The following is a 21,731-nucleotide window of genomic DNA, read 5'->3' as shown; positions in this document are numbered from 1 at the left end:
CGTGGATACGAAAAAGAAGATCATGATCGGCGCGGCGGTGGCCGCCGTGCTGGTGGGGGCGCTGCTGTTCTTTGTCATGGCGGGTTCCGGCAAGGACGAACAGGCGTTGCGTGAGGCGTTTAAGCAGTTTTCCGCCGATCTTGCCGCGGGGAACAAGGCCGACGTCGGAAATCTCATCTCCCGCAAATTTAATGACGCCGGAATGGATTATAATGCGGCGGTGGAAGAGTTTGGCATCAAGCGTGTCGGCTATATGGCCGAAATCACCGGCATTAAAATCAAGGATGCGCTGGCCGAGGTGAACTATTCGCGCAAACAGATGGTGGGCAAGAAACTGGAAACCACCCAAGTCACCGGCGAAACCTGGGTGAAGGACGATGACGGCAAGTGGCGTCTCGTGAAGTTGTCCGCCAGCGACCGCACACAGTTGCCGAAACTGCGGCAGGCGCGCAAGGAGGCCGAGGACAAGCTGGCGGCCGAACTGAAAGCGGCCGAAGACGCCGAAATGGCCGCCCGTAAAGTGAGCTACATCTCCGCGGGCAAACGCGACCCTTTTGAATCGCTCATCGTTGACACGGCCGGCGGAGAGGGGGCGGCCCAAACGGATCCTTCCCGCATGTGCGATCCGGGGCGTCCGCGGCAATACCTGGAAGGGTTCGATCTTTTCTCGTTCAAGCTGGTCGGCATGGTAAATACGAACAACGTCTACTACGCGTTGGTGGAGGCGCCCAATGGCAGTGGTTATACGCTGAAAGCGGGGATATATATCGGGCGGCGCTGCGGCAAGATCACCAAGATTACCGCCGAGCGGATCGTGATTGCCGAAAAATTCCCCACTCCCCGCGGAGATTTTAGTGTAAGAGAGATAGAATTGAAACTCAAAGAGGAAGAGTAGGGGGCTTATGAGAACAGGCTGGAGAACTTTTGCGGCTTTTGCCCTGACGTTGGCGGTCTACGCCTGCGCTTCGGGAGATCACTCGGGGCCCGCCGGGGCCGTGCCCGAGGGGGGAATCTTTGTCACCAATATCGTGCCCGTCGCGCGTGAGGGCGGCCTGGAGCTTTCGATCGAAGGGAGCGGAAAGCTGCAATATACCGTCTACAAGCTCGAGAATCCGAAACGGCTTGTGATCGACATTCCGGATGCCGACTCTTCAGCTTTTACCGCGCCTATCGAGGTGGCAAAGGGCGTTGTGTGGCAGATACAGCCGCACTACTTTCCGAAACCCGGCAACTCGCGCATTGAAATTTTCCTCAAAGAAGCGGTTCTGTACAAGGTAAGCCGGATTAACGACAAGAAAATCGTGGTGGACGTCAACCCCTACACCGCGGAGGCGGCCCAGGTGGTCGCCGAATCCGACATGGCATTGGAGCCGGGGCAGACCGAGATTACCGACGTCGACCTGAGGGATGTGCAGGGGATGGCCCGCTTGGTCATATCCTATAAGGGAGCCAAGCCGCAGTTTGCAATGACCCGCCGCCGCGATATGAACCGCATAACCCTGGATATCAGCAACGCCAAGGTGCGCAAGTCGAACGAAAGACTGCTCACCGTGGATACGGCGGAGAGCCTGGTGAAAAACGTGGCGCTCTTCCAGTTCACCACCAAGCCCGCATCGGTCAAGGTGATCGCCAATCTTAACCAATTCACCTCGTCCAACGTGTTTGAAAAGGACGGCAAAGTCTACTTTGACATCGGCCCGGACGCGGTGCTTGCCACCGCTTCGGAAATGAAGGGCGAAGCCAAAAAGCCGGTTGATGTGAGCGCCAAGAAGGAAAAACTCCCCTCCGACTACATGGGGCAGAAAATCTCGCTCGACTTCCAGGACGCCGACATCCATAACATCCTGCGGATCATCGCCGATGTCAGCGGCATGAATGTGATCACGTCCGACACCGTCAAGGGCAAGGTCACCATGAAGCTGATCGACGTGCCGTGGGACCTCGCGCTTGAAACCATCCTGAAGAACAACAAGCTCGCGATGGTGAAAACCGGAAATATTATCCGCGTTTCCACGGCGGACGAGCTGAACAAGGAAAAAGAAACGGTCGCCGCCGACCAGCAGGTCAGCGATAAGTCGGAAGTTCTCTACCTGAAGGTGTTCCAGATAAATTATGAGACCGCCCTGAAACTCAAGGACAACCTCAAGTCGATCGCCAGCCCGCGCGGCAGCATCGACGTGAACGAGCGGACCAACACGCTTATCATCCAGGATACCCGCGACCGCCTGGCGGAAATGGAAAAACTTATCGAAACGCTGGACAAGCGGACGTTGCAGGTGCTCATCGAGGCCCGCATCGTGGAAGTGAACCACTCCTTTACCCGCGAACTGGGCATCAAGTGGGGCGGCAACTATAATGCCAACACCGGCAGCGCTTTCCCCGCCACCATCGGCCTCAGCGGCGTGCAGGGCGGCGCGGCGAGCACCGCGGCGGGGAGCATCGTGAATACCGGCACCAGCGGCGTCACCGGCACGCTGGGCCTCAAGCTCGGCAGCGTGGACAGCACCGCGCTGCTTGACATGCAATTGATGGCCCTGCAGAACGAGGGGAAAGGGCGCATCCTCTCCATGCCGAAGATCGCCACGATGAACAACATCGAGGCGCTCATCGAAAGCGGCCGCGAAATCCCGTACCAGACCACTTCGGCCGACGGCACCAAGACGGAATTCAAGAAGGCCACCCTCAAGCTGAAGGTGATCCCGCACGTTACGCCGGACAACTTCATCCGGCTGGAGATCGAGGCGAACAAGGACGAAGCCGACTTCGCCAACCAGTTGCCGAACTCGCCGCCGCCGATCCTCACCAAGCACGCCAAGACGGAGGTGCTGATCAAGGACGGCGATACCACGGTCATCGGCGGTCTCTTCAAGGAGACGAAGAACGAATCCGAATCGGGAGTTCCGTTCTTCTCTAAAATCCCGGTGCTGGGCTGGTTTTTCAAGGGGAAGGCCAACTCCAACACCGGCGAAGAACTGCTGATATTCATAACCCCGAAGATTCTGTAAGGAGGTATGGGGGATGCTGAACAACGGATTTAAAACGGCGCTTGTGGCGGTGGTCGGCGCGGCTTTCTTGATAGCCGGCGGTTGCGGCACTAAGGCCGATAGCAATACCTATAAGGTGGGTCCCACCGGCCCGACATCGCCGGGCGGGTACTATTTCACATTGGATGTTCACCCGGCTGTCGTCATAAAAGACGGCACCACCCATGCAAATGTATGGGTGACCAACGCCGCTGGCACGCCGATCGATGGCACTGTGACAACGGTTTACGTGTTTTTTAGCGGAACAGGGGCTGCGATTGACCCGATAGCAATAGATGCCAACGGCAGGGCCGGAATGTTTCTTACGGTGACCGGTGCCGGCGGGACGAATGTTCAGATTACCGCCAACGTTGGGGATAAGAGCTTAACGATACCGGTGCAGATACTTCCGTAAGGGCTATCCGCATTTTGGCTTCCTTGCGCGTTGACCTTGGCGAGAGGTCGTATTCCATTCTTATCGGAGACGGTGTCTCCGAAGAGGGTATCGCCGCGCTTCCGCGTCTGTTGCGCGGGAAAAAGATCGCCGTCGTCACCAACCCCACGGTGGCTAAGCTCTATGCGCCTAAAACCGTCCGGCTTTTGCAAAAGGCCGGCTTTAAACCGCTTGTCATCACGTTGCCCGACGGGGAGCGGTATAAGACCATAAAACACCTTGCCCGCGTCTACGACGGGCTTATAGCGGCCCATTGCGGCCGCGCCGACGCCATCCTCGCCCTCGGCGGCGGGGTGGTGGGGGATATGGCCGGGTTCGCCGCCGCCACCTATATGCGCGGCATCGACTTCGTCCAGTTTCCCACAACGCTCCTGTCGCAGGTCGACAGCTCGGTGGGGGGGAAGACCGGCGTCGATTATCCCGGCGGCAAGAACATAGTCGGCGCGTTTCACCAGCCGCGCCTCGTTGTGTGCGACCTCGGCGCGCTTAAGACGCTGCCGGAGCGGGAATACCGCTGCGGCATGGCCGAGGTGATAAAGTACGGCGTGATCCGCGACGCGCGGTTCTTCGCTTGGCTGGAAGACAATGTGAAAGAAGTGGCGGCCCGCAAGACCGGCGCGCTGGAAACGGTCATACGCAAATCGTGCGCCTGCAAGGCGGCGGTGGTGGCGGCGGACGAGCGGGAGGCGGATATCCGCGCGATACTCAACTTCGGCCACACCTTCGCCCACGGCATCGAAACGGCGCTGGACTACAAACGCCTCAAGCATGGCGAGGCGGTCGCCATCGGCATGGTGATGGCCAGCCGCCTTTCGTACAGCCTTGGGCTTATCCCGTATAAGACCGCCGAGCGGGTGGCGCGGCTCATCGCCGCCTATGGGCTGCCGACGCGCATTCCCAAATATCTTTCCGCCGACGCGGTGATTTTGGGGATGGAGCACGACAAGAAGATCATTTCCGGTTCGTGGCGGTTCGTGGTTTATGACCGGATCGGCAACGCCTTTGTGAAAGGCGGGCTCACCCGCGCCGAAATCGCCGCCGCGATGCGCTGAACCGGTTTACAACCGCTTTTTGCCGAAGGCTTCCATCGGCGTTTACTTGGCCGCTTTCACCACCGCCGTGGCGATGTAATCGATGTCGTCCGTCGCCAGGTACGGATGCATCGGCAGGCTGAATACCTTCTTTGACACCGCTTCGCAGACCGGCAATTCGCCCTGTTTGTAGCCGAGGCCGGCGAAGGCGGTTTGCAGGTGGAGCGGCTTGGGATAGTAGACCATGGCCGGTATCCCCTCGGCTTTCAGCGCGGCGATAATGGCGTCGCGCCTGTCGTGCAGAATCGAGTACTGCGCCCAGGCGCTCCGCATTCCTTGCGGGATGTGCGGAGTGGTCACCGCCCCTTTGAGGCGTTCGGTATACGCGGCGGCAACATCCTGCCGCTTCACGATTTCTTCCTCAAAAATCGCCAGCTTCTCCAGCAAAATGGCGCATTGGATGGTATCCAGCCGCCCGTTGATGCCGATGCGGATGTTGTCATATTGGTCGGTTCCTTTGCCGTGGATGCGGATGGAGGCCATGATATCGGCCAGCCGGCCGTCGTTGGTGAATACCGCGCCGCCGTCGCCGTAGCAGCCGAGCGGCTTTGCCGGGAAGAAGCTCGTTGCGCAGATGTCTCCCAGCCCGCCGATCCGCTTCCCTGTGTACATCCCTCCAAATCCCTGGCAGGCGTCGTCGAGGATGAAAAGCTGGTGTTGCCGTGCGATGGCGGTTAGCGCCTCGAAATCGGCGGGGAGGCCGAAGAGATCCACCGGAATGATGCCGCGGGGGCGCAACCCCGCTTTTTTTGCCTTGTCGATGGCGGCGGGGATGAGCGCGGGGTCGATATTGTAGGTTTTCCGGTCGATATCGACGAAGACCGGCGTGGCCCCCAGCAGGCTCACCACCTCGGCGGTGGCGATGAAAGTGAAAGCGGTGGTGATAATGGCGTCCCCCGGTTTCACATCGTAGGCCATCAGCGCCATCAGCAGCGCGTCGGTTCCCGATGCGCAGGCGATGGCGTATTTCGCTCCCGTGTATGCGGCCAGCCCCTTTTCGAGTTCGGCCACCTCCGGTCCCATGATGTATTGCCCGTGATCCAGCACTTTTTTGATGCGGCTTTCAATGTTGGCGCGTATGCGCTGCTGCTGGGCCGGGAGGTCGATAAAGCGGATGTTCCGTTGTGTCATAGGTTTTTCAGATTCCCTTCATGTTTCATATTCAGTAATCATAAACGATTTTCGTGCGCCGCCGGAAGCCGGGAAATCGCCGGGGGCCGCCGCCCAAAACCCCCGGCTGTAACCGCGGCGTGGTGGTGGTACAATGGCGCAGGTTTATCAACGGGAGGATTAGAAGATGGGTGACGCCGGGAAGAAAGACATCGTTCTCGATTATTCCAACATGATGATGCAGGCCGTTGGCTCCGACCACGGCATCTTGCAGGGGGAATTGGACGGCCTGAAAGGGCGTGCCGCCGCCGCGCACAAGCGGCTGGCGGAATTGAAGGCTGGCGGCACCATCGGCTTTTTCACCCAGCATGAAATGGACACCAAGCCGATTAAAAAATACGCCGCCAAGGTGCGGGAAAAGTACGAAAACTTCGTGGTGCTGGGCATCGGCGGCTCGGCGCTTGGCACTATCGCCGCGAATCAGGCGGTCAACCACAGCTTTTCCGCTTTGCTCACCAAGCGCAAACGCAACGGCTACCCGCGTCTCTTCGTGGCGGATAACATCGATCCGGATCAGTTTGAGGAACTGCTCAAAACCCTCGACCCGAAAAAAACCATTTTTAACGTCATCTCAAAATCCGGCACCACCGCCGAGACGATGAGCCAGTTCATGATCGTGTTCGACATGCTGAACCGGAAGCTGAAGGGAAAGTGGAAAAAGAAGGTGGTGGTCACCACCGACCCGGCAAAGGGCATCCTGCGCGAGGTTGTCAACGAGTTCAAGCTGGACAGCTTCGAGGTGCCCGCGAATGTCGGCGGCCGCTTCTCGGTTTTTTCAGCGGTGGGCTTGCTGCCGCTCGCCTGCGCGGGCATCGACATCGACGGACTGCTGGCCGGCGCGGCGCGCATGGCCGGGCGGTGCAACGACGCGGAATTGATGAATAACCCGGCGTATCTTTTTGCGTCGCTTATGTACCTCTCCGACACCACCCGCAAAAAGCCGATGCTGGTGATGATGCCTTACAGCAGCAAGATGTACGGCATCGCCGACTGGTTCCGCCAGCTTTGGGCCGAAAGCCTGGGCAAGCGGTACGATCTCCAGAAGAAGGAGGTTCACACCGGCCAGACGCCGATCAAGGCGCTGGGGGCCACCGACCAGCATTCGCAGGTGCAGCTTTACGTGGAAGGGCCGAACGACAAGGCGTTCTGTTTCCTGCAAGTGGAAAACTTCAAGACCACCACGGAAATCCCGCATGTGCTGGAAGACAAGCCGGAACTTGCCTACCTCGCCGGCCACAGCCTTAACGAACTGATCAAAACCGAGCTGGAGGGGACGCAATACGCGCTCACCGTTCACCACCGGCCGAACATGGTCATCCGCCTGCCGGAGCTTTCGCCCTATACGCTGGGGCAGGTCATATATCTGTTCGAGCACGCCACCGCGTTCGCCGGGGGCTTGTATAACGTTGACCCGTTCGACCAGCCGGGGGTGGAGTTCGGCAAGAACTACGCCTACGCGATGATGGGGCGCAAGGGGTACGAAGCGCTGAAGGCGGAGATAAAAGACAAGCTGAAAAACATTCCTTCCCGCACACTGTGACACGGCCATGAAACCATTCCTTGAAGCGCTGCAAGAACGGGTGTTGCTCTGTGATGGGGCGATGGGTACCTACCTCTATGAAAAAGGGGAGTACATCAACCGTTCCTACGACGAGCTGAACCTCACCAAGCCCGACCTCGTGCGCGAAATCCACCGCGAGTACATCGCCGCCGGAGCCGACATCATCGAGACCAACTCCTTCGGCGCGAACCGGCAGCGGCTGGCCCGCTGGGGCCTGCAGGACAAGGTGCGCGAGATAAACATAGCCGCCACACAAAACGCCGTCTACGAGGCGCGCGGCGCGGTCTATGTGGCGGGGAGCATCGGGCCGCTTGGCACCGGCATACAACCGCTCGGCACCGTGCCGCCGGAAGAGGCCGCCGCGGTTTTCAGGGAGCAGGCGGAAGCGCTCATCGACGGAGGCGTCGACCTTATCATCCTTGAGACATTTGCCAACCTGAAAGAACTCGAAATTGCCGTTGGCGCCGTGCGCGCACGGAAGGCCGACATCCCGCTCATCGCGCACATGACGTTCGGCGAAGACGGCCACACCCCGCTGGGCGAGCCGATAGAGAAGGTGGCCGCCGCGTTGGACGCATTGCCGGTGGATGTTATTGGCGTGAACTGCTCGGTCGGCCCCGCGCCGATGCTCGACATGGTGGCGAAGATCGCAACCGTCACGCACAAGCCGGTATCGGCCATGCCGAACGCGGGTTATCCCCGGATGCACGAGGGGCGGCTCATATACATGACCACCCCCGAATATCTTGAGACCTACGCCAAGCGGTTCATCCGCTCCGGTGTGAAAGTGATCGGCGGCTGCTGCGGCACCACCCCAGCGCACATCCGCGCCCTGCGCCACGCCGTGAAGGCGCTCGCCCCGGCCCGTCCGGCGGTGGAGGTGAAAGAGGCGAAGAAGGAAGAGGCGGTGCCGGCCGTGCCGACCGCCGAAAAAAGTCCGCTGGCGAAGAAATTGGCGCAAGGCAAATTCGTCACCTGTGTTGAGATACTGCCGCCGAAGGGGGCCGACCCGTCGAAAGTGCTCGACATGGCAAAGCAGCTCAAGGACGCCGGGGTGGATGCCTGCAACATACCGGATGGCCCGCGCGCCAGCGCCCGCATGAGCCCGATGTCGTTGGCGCTTCTCTTTCAGCAGAAGGTGGGGATAGAGCCGGTGCTGCACTACACCTGCCGCGACCGGAATATTCTGGGGATGCAGTCCGATATTTTGGGAGCGCACGCAATCGGCCTGCGCGATATTTTGGCCGTCACCGGCGACCCGCCGAAACTGGGGAACTATCCCGATGCGACCGCCGTGTACGATGTCGACGCCATCGGTCTGGTAAAAATCATCAGCAATCTTAACCACGGACTCGACGTGGCGGGCAACCGCATCGGCGCGCCGGCCGCCATCCACATCGGGGTGGGGGTGAACCCGGTTGCAATCAACCTTGAGCAGGAGATTTCCCGCCTGCGGCAGAAGGTGGATGCCGGCGCGGAGTTCATCTTTACGCAACCGGTGTTCGATACCGAGATGTTCATTCGCTTCAAGGAATTGACGAAGGACATCGCCATCCCGACGCTGATCGGCATTTTGCCGCTGGCGTCGTCGCGCATGGCGGAGTTCCTGCATCACGAGGTTCCGGGAATGAGCGTGCCGGATGGCATCAGGAAACAGATGGCCGACGCGGGGGACAAGGGGGCGGAGCTTGGCGTGCAACTGGCCGTGGAAGCGCTGGAGGCGATGCGCGGCATGGTGCAGGGGGTTTATGTGATGAGCCCCGCGGGCGGGGTGAAGGCGTCGCTTGCGGTATTGAAGAAATATTTGTAAGTGATCCAGCCGAAAAAGAAAAAAGCCGCGCATGTGGCGGTCTATGTGCCGCTGCGCAAACTCTTCTCCTACTCATTTAAACCCGAAGACGAGGCAAAGCTGATTCCCGGCGTGCGGGTGGTGGCGCCGTTCCGCAACCGGGAGAACATCGGCGTCTTCGTTGGATTCGGCGAGACCGATATCGAAACCAAAGAGATAAAGGCGGTGCTGGACGCCGCGCCGATCTTCAGCACGCACCTGATGAAGCTGGCGCTCTGGGCCGCTGACTATTACATCGCCGCTCCGGGCGAACTCTTTCGGGGTATCGGCCCGCGCGAGGAACTTAAGAAACGGGTGGTGTACGAAAAGACCGGCGCGCAGCCGGGCCGCCTGCGGGAAGACAAAAAGAGAATCCTCGATGCCGTCAAAGAAAGCCTTGGCGCGCAGACGCTGGCGGCAAAGGCCGGTCTCACCGTCACCGAGCTGGATAAAGCCGCGAAAAGCCTGGTGAAGGGCGGATTGCTGGTGAAGCGGGAGGAATACTATTTTGGCGGATCGGAGCTTATCGCCAAAGATGGGGAAGAAGCGGTAACGGAAAAAAGCATCGACCCCGCAACCTACACCGCCGAACAAAATGCCGCGATAGAGAAGATCGCAAAAGATGTTGAAGCGAAGAGCGGCGCGATAACCTTGCTGGAGGGAAAAACCGGCAGCGGCAAGACGGAGGTCTACATCGCGCTCTGCAAAAAGGCGTTGGAGTTGGGCGGCGGCGCGATACTGTTGGTGCCGGAAATCGCCTTGACGTTCCAGTTCGTCCGCCGTTTCCGCGCCCGGTTCCCGCGCGACATCGCGGTGTTGCACAGCGGGCTTACCCCGGCGCAGCGGCGCGAGGAGTGGCGGCGCATCAGCGGCGGCCAGGCGCGGGTGGTCATCGGCGCGCGATCCGCCATCTTCGCGCCGCTTAAACAGCCGCGCCTTATCGTGGTGGATGAAGAGCACGATGCCAGCTATAAACAGTCGGAATCGCCGCATTACAATGCGCGCGATCTTGCCGTGGTGCTGGGGGGGATGACCGGCGCGGCGGTGGTGCTTGGCTCCGCCACCCCATCGCTTGAAAGCTACTACAACGCGCAAAACGGCAAGTATGGCCTCTGCCGCCTCACCCAGCGGATAGACAACCGCCCGATGCCCGCCGTCCGCATCGTGGAAGAGGATGAAGACGGGGAGCGGATGCTGCCCGCCGCCGTCATCGAAAAAATCATGGAACGCAAAGGGCGCGGCGAGCAATCGCTGGTGTTCATCAACCGGCGCGGCGCCGCCAGCCGGGTGAAGTGCCGCGTCTGCAAGGAGGTCGTGGGCTGTCCCAACTGTTCGGTATCGCTCACCTTTCACAGCAGCGGCGCGAAGCTCTTGTGTCACTACTGCGGTTATCAGATCGCGGTGCCAAAGGTCTGCCCCGCCTGCAAAGCGAGGGAACTTTTCAACTACCGGGGAACCGGCACGCAAAAGGTGGAAGAGTTTTTGCGCGGGATGGTGCCGAAGGCGGTCATTGAGCGCCTTGACCAGGACACCGCCCCGTCGCGGGAAAAAGCGTTCGGCATCCTCGAGCGTTTCGAAAAGGGGAAGACCGACGTGCTGGTCGGCACGCAGATGACCGCGAAGGGGCACGATTTCGCCAACCTCACCTTCACCGCCATCGTGGCGGCGGACGACTACCTTTCGTTTCCCGATTTCCGTTCCGCCGAGCGCACCTTCGGCCTTGTGACGCAGGCGGCGGGCCGCACGGGGCGCGGGGAGAAAGGGGGCGAAGTCATCATCAGCGGCACCACCGGCCACTACGCCGTGAAACACGCCGTGCTGCACGACTATCAGGCGTTTTACGCCGATGAGATTTTAGCGCGCAAGCGTACCGGCTATCCGCCGTTTTCGCGGCTCATCGGCATCATGTTCGACGACGTTAACGAAGAGCGGCTTGCAAGCGCCATGCTGAAGCTGGCACACGCCATGCCGCCCCTGCCGCCGGGGGTGGAGCCGCTGGGGCCGGTGGAGGCGTTGATCCACAAGATACGCAACCGCTACCGCTGGAAGATGATGCTGCGCGGCAAAAACAGCAAGGCGTTGCACGAGGCGGCGCTGCGCATCGAAGCGGCGGTGGAGCGGGATGTTTCCGTCTCCATTGATGTCGATCCGTACGGCTTCTTTTAAAAACCCCGCCTAGGTGGGTACCCATTTTAATGGGTATATCGGCCCGCAGGGCCGACCACTCTCTTGCCGCCTGCGCGGCAACGTACACAATAAATTGTGTACCCACCGTGAGTTGCACGCCGGACCCCGCGGATTTTTCTAGAAAAAGCGGCGCGTTTTTGCGTGCTATACTGCACCAACCATGAAAATATTGCTGGCGAACGACGATGGTATCAACGCGCCCGGCCTGCGCGCGCTGCACAAAGGGCTGAAAACCATCGGCGATGTGACGGTGGCCGCGCCCGAGATGGAAAAAAGCGCGGTGGGGCACGCCATCACCATCGCCATGCCGTTGCGCGTACGCGAGGTGAAGGATCACGGCCAGCCGTTCGGCTATGCGGTGGACGGCACGCCGGCCGACTGCGTGAAGATCGCATTGCTGGCGGTCATGAAGGAGCCACCGGACATCGTCATCAGCGGCATGAATCACGGCGCGAACCTCGCCACGAACATTATTTACTCCGGCACCGTTTCCGCCGCCACCGAAGGAACCATATTGGGGGTTCCCTCCATCGCCTTTTCGCTTACCACGCACGGCAAGGAGCCGGACTTCGCGCCGGCGGTGAAGCACGCGGTGGCGATCACCAAAAAGGTTATGGAAAAAGGGCTGCAGAAGGGGACGCTGCTCAACGTGAACATCCCGGCCATTCCCGAAAAGGAAATTAAAGGGGTAAAAATCTGCCGCCAGAGCCATTGCGTATTCCGGGGGGCGTTCGAGAAAAGGGAAGACCTGCGCGGAATGGATTACTATTGGCAAGGCGGGGTGATGGATACGAAAGACCCCGATCCGAACGTTGATATCGTGCTTAACGAAAAAGGATATATCACCATCACGCCGATCCATTTCGACCTGACCAACCACAGCTATCTGGACGAACTCCGCAGCTGGGGATTTTAAGGAATCAGCCGGTCTTTTTTCTGCCGGCGGCGGGGGAAACGGGCGGGTGTTCCAGATCGAGCATTATCTTTTTTAAATCCACGCCGCCGCCCGCGGAGAAGCCGCCGAGGCCGCCGTCAGACTGGATAACCCTGTGGCAGGGGATGATGAGCGGTATCGGGTTGTGCGCCATCGCGCTCCCCACCGCGCGCACCGCCGACGGGCTTCCGGCTTTTTCAGCCAGCTTTTTGTAGGAGACTGTTTCGCCGTATTTTACCGTGCGCAATGCCGCATAGACTTTTTGGAAGAAGGGGGATGCGTCGGTAAGCGAGACGGAGAATTTGCAGAAATCTATTTTTTTGCCCGCGAAATATCCCACCACCGCTTTTTCCAGTTGCGGGAAATTCTTATGTTCCGTCCACGCGAGGAAGTCGTGCGATTTTTGGGTGGAAGAGGGGAGGAGGAAGCCGGTGATTTCGTGATGTTCGTTGAAACGGACGGCGGCCCAGCCGAGTTCCGTTTTAATCGCGCAACCGAATGGGGTCATCGGTAGAGCCGCATATCGGCGCCGCACGCGCGCATCTTGTCCACAAAATCGGGGAAGGTGATGTTTATCGCCTCGGCGCTGTCGATGGTGGTGGTTCCGGCGGCGGCCAAACCCGCCACGGCGAGGCTCATAACCACCCGGTGGTCGTAGTGGCCCGCCACGGCGGTTCCCCGCAGCGGCGTTCCCCCTTTTATTATCAGGCCGTCGCGCTCTTCGGTAATGTCGGCCCCCATTTTGGCCAGCTCTTGGCACATCACCGCTATCCGGTCGGTTTCTTTGATGCGGGCTTGCGGCACGTTGGTAAGGTGCGTTACCCCTTCGGCCAGCGCCCCCGCCACCGCCATCGCGGGGAGGGCGTCCGGGGTGTTGTTCAAGTCCAATGTTGTGCCGCGCAGTTTTTTTCCGCGTATTTTCACGCGGTCGCCCACTTCGATGTCGGCTCCCATCGCCTTGAGGTAGTTCACCACCTCTTTGTCCCCTTGCGTGTCGGTGAAATCAAGCCCCTCCAGCGTTACCTCGCATCCGGGAATGGCGGCCAGCACGAGGAAGAAGGCGGCGGACGACCAGTCGGAGGGGATGTCCGCCTCAAACGCCTTTAAGGACTGCCGCGGGGCAAGGCGGTATTCGCTGTGGTTGTCCTGCTCAAGCCGCACCCCCAGCTTTTTCAGCCAGGCAACGGTCATATCGGCATACGGTTTTTCGTTCAGCGATTTCAGCTTAAACACGGCGGCTGTTTCGCAAAAGATGCCGTGTATCAAAAGCGCCGAGAGGTATTGTGAAGTGCTGCCCGCCACATCGGCGATCCCCCCTTTGATGGGGCCACGGATGGTTACCGGCAGCAGTCCGTTGTTTGAGCTTTCGATGACGGCTCCCAACTGTTTGAGCGATTCCAGCAACGGGGCGATCGGCCGCTTGCGGGTTTGGTCGTCGGCGGTGACGGTTACCGGTTTATCGCACAGGGCGGCAAGCGCCAGCGCGAAATTGGCGGTGGTGCCGCTGTTCCCCACGTCGATGGTGTTTTTAGGGGCGGTCGGTTTGCCGTTGAAACCCGTTATCCTAAGGACTTCGCCAGATTCTTCTATCCCCGCGCCCAGCGTTTTGCAGGCGGCGATGGCGGAATCGACGTCGGCGCTGCGCAGCCGGTGACGGATGGTGGAGGTTCCTTCGGCCAGGGCGGCAAGGAAAACGGCCCGTATGGAATGCGATTTGGATGTTGGAATCCGCACCGTTCCACGCACGGCGGACGCTTTAGAATCGATGAACATCCGCGGAATTATATCAAAATGCCCAACGGCGGCATTATTTTAATTTGTCATCCATCCCGGCCAGCGCGTTCACCGTCGCGGCGCAGATGAAGTCGTTTTCCGAGATTCCTCCCACCGAGTGGGTGGCGTAGCCGATCCGGCACCGGTTGTACCCAATGGACATATCCGGGTGGTGGTTCTCGGTGTGCGAGACCCAAGCCACGGCGTTGACGAAGGCGATGGCTTCGTAGTGATTTTTAAAAGCGAATTCGCGGGTGATGACCCCGTCTTTCAGTTCCCAGCCGGGAACGGCCTGAAGCGCCGTGGCGATGGAGCCGGGGGGCATCGGGGGTGTGCCCGCTTTCAGCGGCCGGCATTTGCGGCTGGTGAAGTCCATGGTCTTCTCCCTTTAAAAATCCATCAACAGTTGAATCGAAAGCGCCGGCTTTATCTGCGAGTTGTTAAACATGACGTACGCGGCGATTATTTTTATGTCCGGGCGCAGATGGTATCCGGCCCCCACGTTCAGCGTGCCGTAGCGGCTTCTGCCGCTGGCCCAGTCGAAGGCGGCCCACCATTTTTTGTTCACCTGCCAGTCGAGCGATACCATCGGGCCGCTGTTGTCCGCTTTTCCGTTTTCATCCACCAGCACGGTGCCGTTGCCGCTGTAGAAGCCGGCTCCCGCCCGCAAAGAGCTGAAAAAAGTTTCCGATGCGGTGAAATACATGATGTTTGCGTTGGTGACTCCGCTTTTACCGCCGTAATCGAGGAGGCCAACGGCGATGGCGGGGAAGTAATCGAAAAAGAGAGCCCCTTCGCGCAGGGCGAATTTGGCATTGAGGAAGAGCGGGCTGTCGGCGGCGGTGGGAGCGCTGCCGTTAAAATCGCGGTAATCGAGGCCGATTTCAATGCCGAATGATTTGCTGACGGTGTAGGGGATCAGGCCCCAGGCGACGCCGTAGTTGATCAGGTTCCACCCGCCGTCGGCGCCGGTTTTCATCATGGTGTTGTACGTCTCCATGTCGAACCGGGCGGCGCCGTATTCCAGCGTGTCGGTGGAGGGGATGGCGATTATTCTGCTTGGGGTGGCAAGCGACGTTCCGGCCGATGCGATGAAAAACACCGCGATGAAAACGAGTAACCGTTGTCCCATGCCCGATGTCCCTTTCCAATGCCGTTGATGAAAGCCCCGCCAGTTCCGGAGCCGGTTTCATCCTAGCCGTTAACCGCCGGTTTGACAACCGCGCGAACCCCCCGCTAGACTGTTGCCTCTATGACAGCTCCCAAAAGCGATTTTATCTGGATGGACGGCGCGCTGGTTCCGTGGGAACAGGCGAACGTGCATCTGCTGACGCATACATTGCATTACGGCACCGGTGTGTTTGAAGGGGTGCGCTGCTACAAGACCGCCAAAGGCCCCGCCGTGTTCCGCCATCGTGAGCATATGGCGCGGCTGGCCGCTTCGGCGCACATCCTGGGATACGAGTTGCCCTACAGCGTGGAAGAGCTGATGCGGGCGGTGCGCCTGACCATCCGCGAAAACAGGCTGGAAGAGTGTTATATCCGCCCCATTGCCTGGCTTGGAACCGAAAACAGGGGTTTAAATCCGAAGGGGCTGAAGGTGCATGTGGGTGTGGCGGTCTGGCCCTGGGGGAAATACCTGGGGGACGACGCCGCCAACACCGGCATCCGCGTGACGGTGAGTTCTTTCACCCGGCATCACCCGAACATCACGATGAGCAAGGCCAAAGCGACCGGCATCTACATCAATTCCGTGCTGGCGAAGCAGGAGGCGGTGCGGATGGGTTTTGACGAGGCGATTTTGCTCGACCCGTTCGGCAACGTGGCCGAAGGGAGCGGCGAGAACATTTTTGTCGTGCGCAACGGCAAAATCAAGACCCCGCCCGCGATCAGCGTGCTGGAAGGGATCACCCGCGACAGCGTGATGCAAATCGCGTCCGACCTGGGGATACCGCTGGCGGAGCAGCTTTTCCCGCGCGACGAGATGTACATCGCCGATGAAATATTCCTCACCGGCACCGCCGCCGAGATCACGCCGGTGCGCGAAGTGGATCACCGGAAGGTGGGGAGCGGCGCGGTGGGCCCGGTTACGCGGAAGATTTACGATACGTTTTTTGACGCCATTCAGGGACGGAACGAAAAGTATCTGGCGTGGCTTGACATTTTGTAATCCGGTCTTATTCTGAACTTACAGACACCATAGGAGAAGGCGGATGCCCATTTACGAATATCAATGTCCCCATTGTGAAACCAGCCGGGAAGTTACCCACGGCATGGCCGAATCCCCCAAGGTGAAATGCCCCGATTGCCGGAGAACCATGAAGCGGGTGATTTCCTCCAACTCTTTCCAGCTTAAAGGGGACGGTTGGTTTAAAACCTCCGGCAGCTATGCCAAGACCGGCGCCGCCAACACTGGCGGTGACAAGTCCGGCGGCGCCAAGAAGGCCGAAAGCTGACGGTCATGCCGATGAAGAATAACCGCCGGTCGTTTTTCGCGGCGGCGGTTATCATCGCGTTGGCGGGTTCGGCCCACGCGGTGAAGCCGCAGCCCCCCGTCACCGTCGTCTGCGATACCGTCGAAGCAAAGGGGGCTGCCTTCCAGGCCGCGTGTACCATCGCGGTGAGCGGGCCGCCGCCGGTCTCTGTCCGCTTGGCCGCCGCGCAGGATAAAGGGACTCTCATCACCAGTTCCCAGGCGGAGAGCGCAAGCGGCATCGGCAAGTGGGTCATCGTTTTCGAGGCCCACGGGCAAAAGCCGATCCCCGTTTTGTTTGACGCCCATTATCCGGATGGCACGTCAATCCGCGTCGTTGGAACCTACGACCCATATGGCGTGACGGCGAAGCAGAAAGCGCTGGTTCCCGCCGGCGTGGTGAAGGATAAAAAGGGTGGCGGCAAGGTTAAGGAATATCCTTCAAACTAGCGCTTTCCTTATTTCCCCGTTTTTTTCTGAGGTAGAGTAACCGGATGGATACGCTTGTCCGCGCGGGGTTGTTATATCCCGTCACCGCTCCCCCCGTTGAAAGCGGCTGGCTGCTTCTGCGCGGCGGGCGGATTGTCCGTATGGGCGGCGGCGCGCCGCCCGGCGCTGACGAGGTGATGGATTTTCCGGGCTGCCTCGTCATGCCCGGCCTCGTCAACGCCCACTGCCACCTGCAATTCACCGCCGCGCGGGGAACCATGCCGCGCGGCGATTTCATGGAGTGGGTGGCGGCGGTCATCGCATATTCTGAAAAAACCTCCGCGGGTGAAATTATCCGCGGCGTGGAAGAGGGCATGAAAGAGCTTCTCGCCGGCGGAACGACGGCGGTGGGGGATATTTTCTCGGATATAGCCGCCGCCACGGCGGTCATGCGGGGTCCGCTGCGCGCGGCGCTTTTTGCCGAGGCTGTGGCGCCGCAGCCGGCGCGGGCGGCACAGGCGCATGACGCGGCGGTGAAGCTGGCCCAAAGCGTCGCCGAGTCCGGCGGACGCGCCGGACTTTCCCCGCACGGGCCCCATACGGCGGCACCGGCGCTCTTTTCCTCGTTGGCGCGCCATGCCGGGGAGCGGGGGATGCCGCTCATGTCCCATGTGGCGGAAACGCCGGAAGAGCGGCGTTTCATTGAAAAAGGGGAGGGGCCGTTCCGCGCGTTGCTGCGGAAACGGGAATCTCTGATTGATGATTTCCACGGCTATGGGAAAAGTCCGGTGATGTTGATACGGGAACAGGGAGCGCTGAGACGTTTGCTGGCGGCGCATCTGAACGAGGTGGACGAAGAAGATATTGCCGCGCTGGCGGCGGCGAAGGCGATCCCGGTTTTTTGCCCCGGCTCGTCCCGCTGGTTCGGCCGGAAGAAGATTATGCCCTTGGATCGTTTCATCGAGGCGGGGCTTGCCCCCTGCCTTGGCACCGATTCGGCGGCGAGCAACAATTCCCTGTCGATGCTGGATGAACTGCGCGCCGCGCGGGAGTATTTCCCCGCTGTTCCGCCGGAGCGGCTGGTGGAGGCGGCCACGATAAACGGCGCGCGGGCGCTTGGCCTTGAATGCGGCGCGCTCGAAGCGGGGCGGTGGGCCGATATCGCCGTTTTTCCGGCGCGGGGCGGCTTAATGCTGGATGCGCTTTTCACCGCCGGCAAAGCTTCCTTCGTGATGGTTGGCGGGACGGCGCTGCGAAATAGCGCTTGAATTTGCCGGGGGTATTCCTTATAAGGATTAATGCGCAACCAAGGGAGTGACGGGTGAAGGAGACGCTGGGAGAGCGGGAGCGGCAAGTATTGAGGGCGGTGGTGGAGAACCACATCTACAACCCCGTGCCGGTCGCCAGCCGCACGCTTTCCGCGCTGGGACTCAGCCCGGCCACCATCCGCAACATCATGGCGGATTTGGACGAGATGGGGTATATCACCCAGCCGCACACCTCCGCCGGCCGCGTGCCGACCGACAAGGGGTACCGCATCTATATCGCCGAGCTGATGCAGGCCCGCCCGCTTACTCCGCGGGAACGTCAGACCATCGACAGCGGCCTCTCCATCGCCGATGCCGGCGCGGGGGATATGCTCACCGCGGCGTCCCGCCTGCTGGTATCGGTTTCGCATCAGGCGGGGCTGGTGCTTTTCCCCAAGCTTTCTTCGGAGCCGATCAACCGGTTCCATTTCGTCAACATCCCTCCCCGCCGCGTGCAGGTGGTGCTGGTGGGGGCTTTGGGGCACGTGCGGAATGTGCTCATCACGTTGGATGAAGAACTGACCGACATGGAATTGGCCGAACTGGCGAACTACATCAACCACCATTTTTCCGGCAAGGGCTTGAAGCAGATACGCGCCGCGCTCCGCCGCCGGGCGGGCACCGAAGAGGCGCGGGCCGTCCGCCTGCGCGAGCGGGCGTTCAAGATACAGGAGCAACTGGCGTTGCACGGCCAGGGGCTTGATCTTGCGGTGGAGGGGGCGGAGGCGCTGTTCGACATTCCGGAATTCCAAAGGGATGCCGGGAAGCTGAAAAAACTGTTAAAGCTGCTTGCGGACAAGAAACGGCTGCTTGCCATTTTGGATCGTTGCATGGAGGAAGGCGCCAGCCAAATTGTGGTCGAGGTTGGCGCTGAATTCAAATGCGACGGCGGCATCGAAGACTGCGCGTTCGTGGCCCACGCCTGCGGCGGCACGCCGGAAGGGTGGGAAGGGGCCATCGGCGTGATCGGACCCACGCGGATGGATTATCCGTATATGCTGGGGTTGCTGGATTATTTTTCAAAATCGTTGAACGGCATCATGGTGGGGAGCAAAAAATGACCGGGGAACGGGAACAAAAACAGCCCGCGGCCGGCCAGAACGTGCCGGAGGCCGCGGCCCCGTCTCCCGAGGCGGCAGCCGCCGCTGAAAAGGAGGCGTTGAAAGCCGAAGTGGAGAAACTCCGTTACGAGATGTTGCTGCAACGCGCTGATTTCGAAAATACGCGCAAGCGCCTCGAACGGCAAAAGGAAGAGGATGTGAAGTACGCCGCTTTGCCGATGGCGCGCGAACTGGTGACGGTGCTCGATACGCTGGAAATTGCCCTTACCCACGCCACGGCGGATGATCCCATGCGGCAAGGGGTGGGAATGGTGTTTGACAGTTTTTTAAAAACGCTTGAGCAGTTCAACGTGCGCAGGGTGGAGGCGGCGGGGCGGCCGTTCGACCCGAAGCTGCACGAAGCGATGGGAATGTTGGCCGATCCCACGAAGCCGGATAACACCGTCTTGGCGGTGCAGCGTCCCGGCTATATGCTGCATGACCGGCTGGTGCGTCCCGCCGGAGTGCTGATCAATCGTCTTCCGCATCCGGCCGAAGCGCCAGCGGATGCGAATCCGAAGCCGGAATAATCACCACCATTTCGCCTTTCAGGCGGCCCCCTTTCACGCGGGCCTTTATTTCGGCGGGAGTGCCGCGCAGGAATTCTTCGTAGATTTTCGTCAGTTCCCGCGCCACCACGATCAGCCGTTCCGGCATGATCAGCTCCAGTTCATCCAGCAGCTTGGCGATGCGGTGCGTGCTTTCAAACAGCACCACCGTCCGCGGCTCTTCCGCGAGCCGTTTCAGCGCGTTCATCCGCCGCCCGCTTTTGACGGGCAAAAACCCCTCGAAGGTGAAGGCGGACGTATCAAGTCCGCTGCCGCTCAGTCCGGCCAGCAGCGCCGAAGCCCCCGGCACCGGCATTACCCGTATTCCGTGCGCCACGGCGCGCCGCACCACCTTCACCGCCGGGTCGCTGATGCCGGGGGTGCCGGCGTCCGTGATAAGCGCCACGTTCTTTCCTTCCAGCAGCAGGTGCAGCAGCGTTTCGGCCCGCTGGTGCTCCTTCGGCCCGAAGTAGCTCACCATCCGTTTCGGGCCGATGGCATAGTGATCCAGCAGCCGTTTGCTGGTGCGGGTGTCTTCGGCGGCGATGATGTCCGCCGCCTTCAACACTTCCACGGCGCGGTAGGTCATATCCCCCAGGTTGCCAATCGGGGTGGCAACCAGATACAGTGTGCCGTGCGGGTTTTGATTCGCGCTCATGTTCCAATATAATACGGGCAACTCAAGGAGTTGTAAAAGGGAATGACACCGGAAGAGAAGCTGTTCCTCAAATATGAAAAGGCCCGCGTTTTCATCGTCGGCTTTACGCCGCCGGAATTCAAGCTGCTGAAGGCATACCTGTACGGCAAGCATATCACCGGCGTCACCGAGTCGCGCGATGCCGAAACGGCCCTCGACAAGCTGGAGCTTGCCAGCTTCCACCTTTTTTTCATCAATGTCGATCTTCACAACAACCACACCCTGCTGGAACAGGTGGTGGAGACCACCCGCTTTGCCAATACGCCGATCTTTGTTTTTTCAAAAACGCCGATGGTGTACCAGTACAGCTACGAAAAACGCCGGATGAAGGGGGTTTTCTGCCGCCTGCCGGTGAATATCAACGAGGTGGAAAAATACCTGCTGGCGCTGATGAAAGAAGGAAAGATAGAGAAAAGCCAGATCGGCGCGCTGGCGGGGGTGTTGCAGCATTACGCGCTCGGCTGCAAGGCGATGGAGCAGGGAAATTTGGCCGAGGCGAAGGAGCAGCTCCGGCTGGCGCTTAAGGAGGATCCGAAGTTCTTCGACGGCTACCTGAAGATGGCCGAAGTTCTGACCGGGCAGGAGGATTACGATACCGCCTTGCGGGTGCTGGCAAAGGCAAATGAAATACAGCCCAATGACGCGCGCGTGTTTTTCAAGATGGGGATGGTGCAACTGGCGAAAGGGGACAAAACCGCCGCCGTCGATCTCTGCAAAAAGGCGATCGCGCTGGATCCGCGCAACATCAAGCTCATCATGGATTGCGGCAACGCATTTCTGGAAAAAAACCACATCGAGGAAGCCCTCTATTTTTTCAATATGGCCAAGGGCCAGTCGCCCGACTTCATTTACGCCTACAACCGCATCGGCATAGCCCTGAGCCGCGCGGGGAGGTTCGGCGAGGCGGAGGAGAGCTACAATCACGCGCTGAAGCTGGACGAGAACGACCCCGGCATCTACTTCAACCTTGGCATGATGTGGATGCGCCAGCAGAAGAACGACAAGGCGGCGGAGAAGTTCAAGCAGGCGCTCGTTCTCGACCCGGAAATGAATGAAGCCCGCGAGATGATGGACAAAATCACAAAAGGGGAACAGCCCGCCGCCAAGGCGTAGTCCGCGGTTCTTCCTGGCGGACGTGATTCCAATTCCGCCGCCG

Annotated in this window: 21 protein-coding genes; 15 read left to right on the top strand and 6 right to left on the bottom strand. The window is 60.1% G+C overall.

All coding sequences use genetic code 11. The features are described from left to right. Position 1: 1 nt before the first annotated feature. From HZA03_05805 to aroB, 4 genes are read left to right on the top strand one after another with little or no spacing between them, the layout of a single operon-like run. Entirely contained in the window at positions 2–895 is an 894-nt protein-coding gene (locus HZA03_05805; GenBank protein ID MBI5637469.1) for a pilus assembly protein PilP, read from the top strand. Positions 896–902: 7 nt separating this feature from the next. Then, positions 903–3,005 (top strand): type IV pilus secretin PilQ, encoded by a 2,103-nt coding sequence (gene pilQ, locus HZA03_05800; protein ID MBI5637468.1) that lies wholly within the window; start codon positions 903–905, stop codon positions 3,003–3,005. A 13-nt stretch (positions 3,006–3,018) separates the two neighbouring features. After that, the gene (locus HZA03_05795; GenBank protein ID MBI5637467.1) at positions 3,019–3,438 is read left to right on the top strand and encodes a hypothetical protein; all 420 of its coding nucleotides are present in this window, start codon (positions 3,019–3,021) and stop codon (positions 3,436–3,438) included. Between the two features lie 5 nt (positions 3,439–3,443). After that, positions 3,444–4,529 (top strand): 3-dehydroquinate synthase, encoded by a 1,086-nt coding sequence (gene aroB / locus HZA03_05790; protein MBI5637466.1) that lies wholly within the window; start codon positions 3,444–3,446, stop codon positions 4,527–4,529. 42 nt (positions 4,530–4,571) lie between these two features. On the opposite strand, the gene HZA03_05785 is transcribed toward aroB, so the two are convergent. Then, a complete protein-coding gene (locus tag HZA03_05785; protein ID MBI5637465.1) occupies positions 4,572–5,684 on the bottom strand; it encodes a DegT/DnrJ/EryC1/StrS family aminotransferase in 1,113 nt (370 codons plus the stop codon). A 181-nt stretch (positions 5,685–5,865) separates the two neighbouring features. Between HZA03_05785 and HZA03_05780 the strand changes: the two genes are divergently transcribed. The 4 genes from HZA03_05780 (at position 5,866) to surE (ending at position 12,230) form a co-directional block, all read left to right on the top strand. Next, positions 5,866–7,278: a glucose-6-phosphate isomerase gene (locus HZA03_05780; GenBank protein ID MBI5637464.1), complete on the top strand. Its 1,413-nt coding sequence runs from the start codon at positions 5,866–5,868 to the stop codon at positions 7,276–7,278. A 7-nt stretch (positions 7,279–7,285) separates the two neighbouring features. Then, on the top strand, positions 7,286–9,109 hold the full coding sequence (locus HZA03_05775; GenBank protein ID MBI5637463.1) for a bifunctional homocysteine S-methyltransferase/methylenetetrahydrofolate reductase: 1,824 nt from the start codon (positions 7,286–7,288) through the stop codon (positions 9,107–9,109). Further along, a complete protein-coding gene (gene priA, locus HZA03_05770; GenBank protein ID MBI5637462.1) occupies positions 9,110–11,293 on the top strand; it encodes a primosomal protein N' in 2,184 nt (727 codons plus the stop codon). Positions 11,294–11,474: 181 nt separating this feature from the next. Continuing rightward, complete coding sequence (surE, locus tag HZA03_05765; GenBank protein ID MBI5637461.1) at positions 11,475–12,230, top strand: 5'/3'-nucleotidase SurE; 756 nt, start codon at positions 11,475–11,477, stop codon at positions 12,228–12,230. A gap of 4 nt (positions 12,231–12,234) precedes the next feature. On the opposite strand, the gene HZA03_05760 is transcribed toward surE, so the two are convergent. The 4 genes from HZA03_05760 to HZA03_05745 are packed head-to-tail and all read right to left on the bottom strand — an operon-like array spanning position 12,235 to position 15,153. After that, the gene (locus tag HZA03_05760) at positions 12,235–12,756 is read right to left on the bottom strand and encodes a methylated-DNA--[protein]-cysteine S-methyltransferase (GenBank protein ID MBI5637460.1); all 522 of its coding nucleotides are present in this window, start codon (positions 12,754–12,756) and stop codon (positions 12,235–12,237) included. Beyond that, positions 12,753–14,021, bottom strand: coding sequence for a 3-phosphoshikimate 1-carboxyvinyltransferase (aroA, locus tag HZA03_05755; GenBank protein MBI5637459.1), 1,269 nt, complete (start codon positions 14,019–14,021; stop codon positions 12,753–12,755). The genes HZA03_05760 and aroA overlap by 4 nt, the downstream gene beginning before the upstream one ends. Before the next feature lie 34 nt (positions 14,022–14,055). After that, the gene (locus tag HZA03_05750) at positions 14,056–14,397 is read right to left on the bottom strand and encodes a 4a-hydroxytetrahydrobiopterin dehydratase (GenBank protein MBI5637458.1); all 342 of its coding nucleotides are present in this window, start codon (positions 14,395–14,397) and stop codon (positions 14,056–14,058) included. Between the two features lie 12 nt (positions 14,398–14,409). Further along, positions 14,410–15,153 carry a hypothetical protein gene (locus HZA03_05745; GenBank protein MBI5637457.1) on the bottom strand — a complete coding sequence of 248 codons (744 nt, stop codon included), beginning with the start codon at positions 15,151–15,153 and terminating at the stop codon, positions 14,410–14,412. A 120-nt stretch (positions 15,154–15,273) separates the two neighbouring features. Between HZA03_05745 and HZA03_05740 the strand changes: the two genes are divergently transcribed. Genes HZA03_05740 through HZA03_05715 form a run of 6 tightly spaced genes read left to right on the top strand, consistent with a single transcriptional unit; the run spans position 15,274 to position 19,860 of the window. Then, a complete protein-coding gene (locus tag HZA03_05740) occupies positions 15,274–16,191 on the top strand; it encodes a branched-chain amino acid transaminase (GenBank protein MBI5637456.1) in 918 nt (305 codons plus the stop codon). A 43-nt stretch (positions 16,192–16,234) separates the two neighbouring features. Continuing rightward, entirely contained in the window at positions 16,235–16,477 is a 243-nt protein-coding gene (locus tag HZA03_05735) for a zinc ribbon domain-containing protein (GenBank protein ID MBI5637455.1), read from the top strand. A gap of 5 nt (positions 16,478–16,482) precedes the next feature. After that, entirely contained in the window at positions 16,483–16,944 is a 462-nt protein-coding gene (locus HZA03_05730; GenBank protein MBI5637454.1) for a hypothetical protein, read from the top strand. A gap of 44 nt (positions 16,945–16,988) precedes the next feature. After that, positions 16,989–18,191, top strand: coding sequence for an amidohydrolase family protein (locus tag HZA03_05725; protein ID MBI5637453.1), 1,203 nt, complete (start codon positions 16,989–16,991; stop codon positions 18,189–18,191). A 53-nt stretch (positions 18,192–18,244) separates the two neighbouring features. After that, positions 18,245–19,291, top strand: a complete 1,047-nt coding sequence (gene hrcA, locus HZA03_05720; protein MBI5637452.1) for a heat-inducible transcription repressor HrcA — start codon at positions 18,245–18,247, stop codon at positions 19,289–19,291. Then, entirely contained in the window at positions 19,288–19,860 is a 573-nt protein-coding gene (locus tag HZA03_05715; GenBank protein ID MBI5637451.1) for a nucleotide exchange factor GrpE, read from the top strand. Before hrcA ends, HZA03_05715 begins: the two co-directional genes overlap by 4 nt. On the opposite strand, the gene rsmI is transcribed toward HZA03_05715, so the two are convergent. Next, positions 19,802–20,536 (bottom strand): 16S rRNA (cytidine(1402)-2'-O)-methyltransferase, encoded by a 735-nt coding sequence (rsmI, locus tag HZA03_05710; protein MBI5637450.1) that lies wholly within the window; start codon positions 20,534–20,536, stop codon positions 19,802–19,804. The two genes, HZA03_05715 and rsmI, sit on opposite strands and share 59 nt — an antisense overlap. A gap of 42 nt (positions 20,537–20,578) precedes the next feature. Between rsmI and HZA03_05705 the strand changes: the two genes are divergently transcribed. After that, positions 20,579–21,688 carry a tetratricopeptide repeat protein gene (locus HZA03_05705; protein MBI5637449.1) on the top strand — a complete coding sequence of 370 codons (1,110 nt, stop codon included), beginning with the start codon at positions 20,579–20,581 and terminating at the stop codon, positions 21,686–21,688. Positions 21,689–21,731: the final 43 nt, after the last annotated feature.

Source organism: Nitrospinota bacterium, from assembly GCA_016217735.1.
In the GTDB taxonomy this organism is placed as follows: domain Bacteria; phylum Nitrospinota_A; class UBA7883; order JACRGQ01; family JACRGQ01; genus JACRGQ01.
This window is presented reverse-complemented; position numbering and strand designations above follow the sequence as displayed.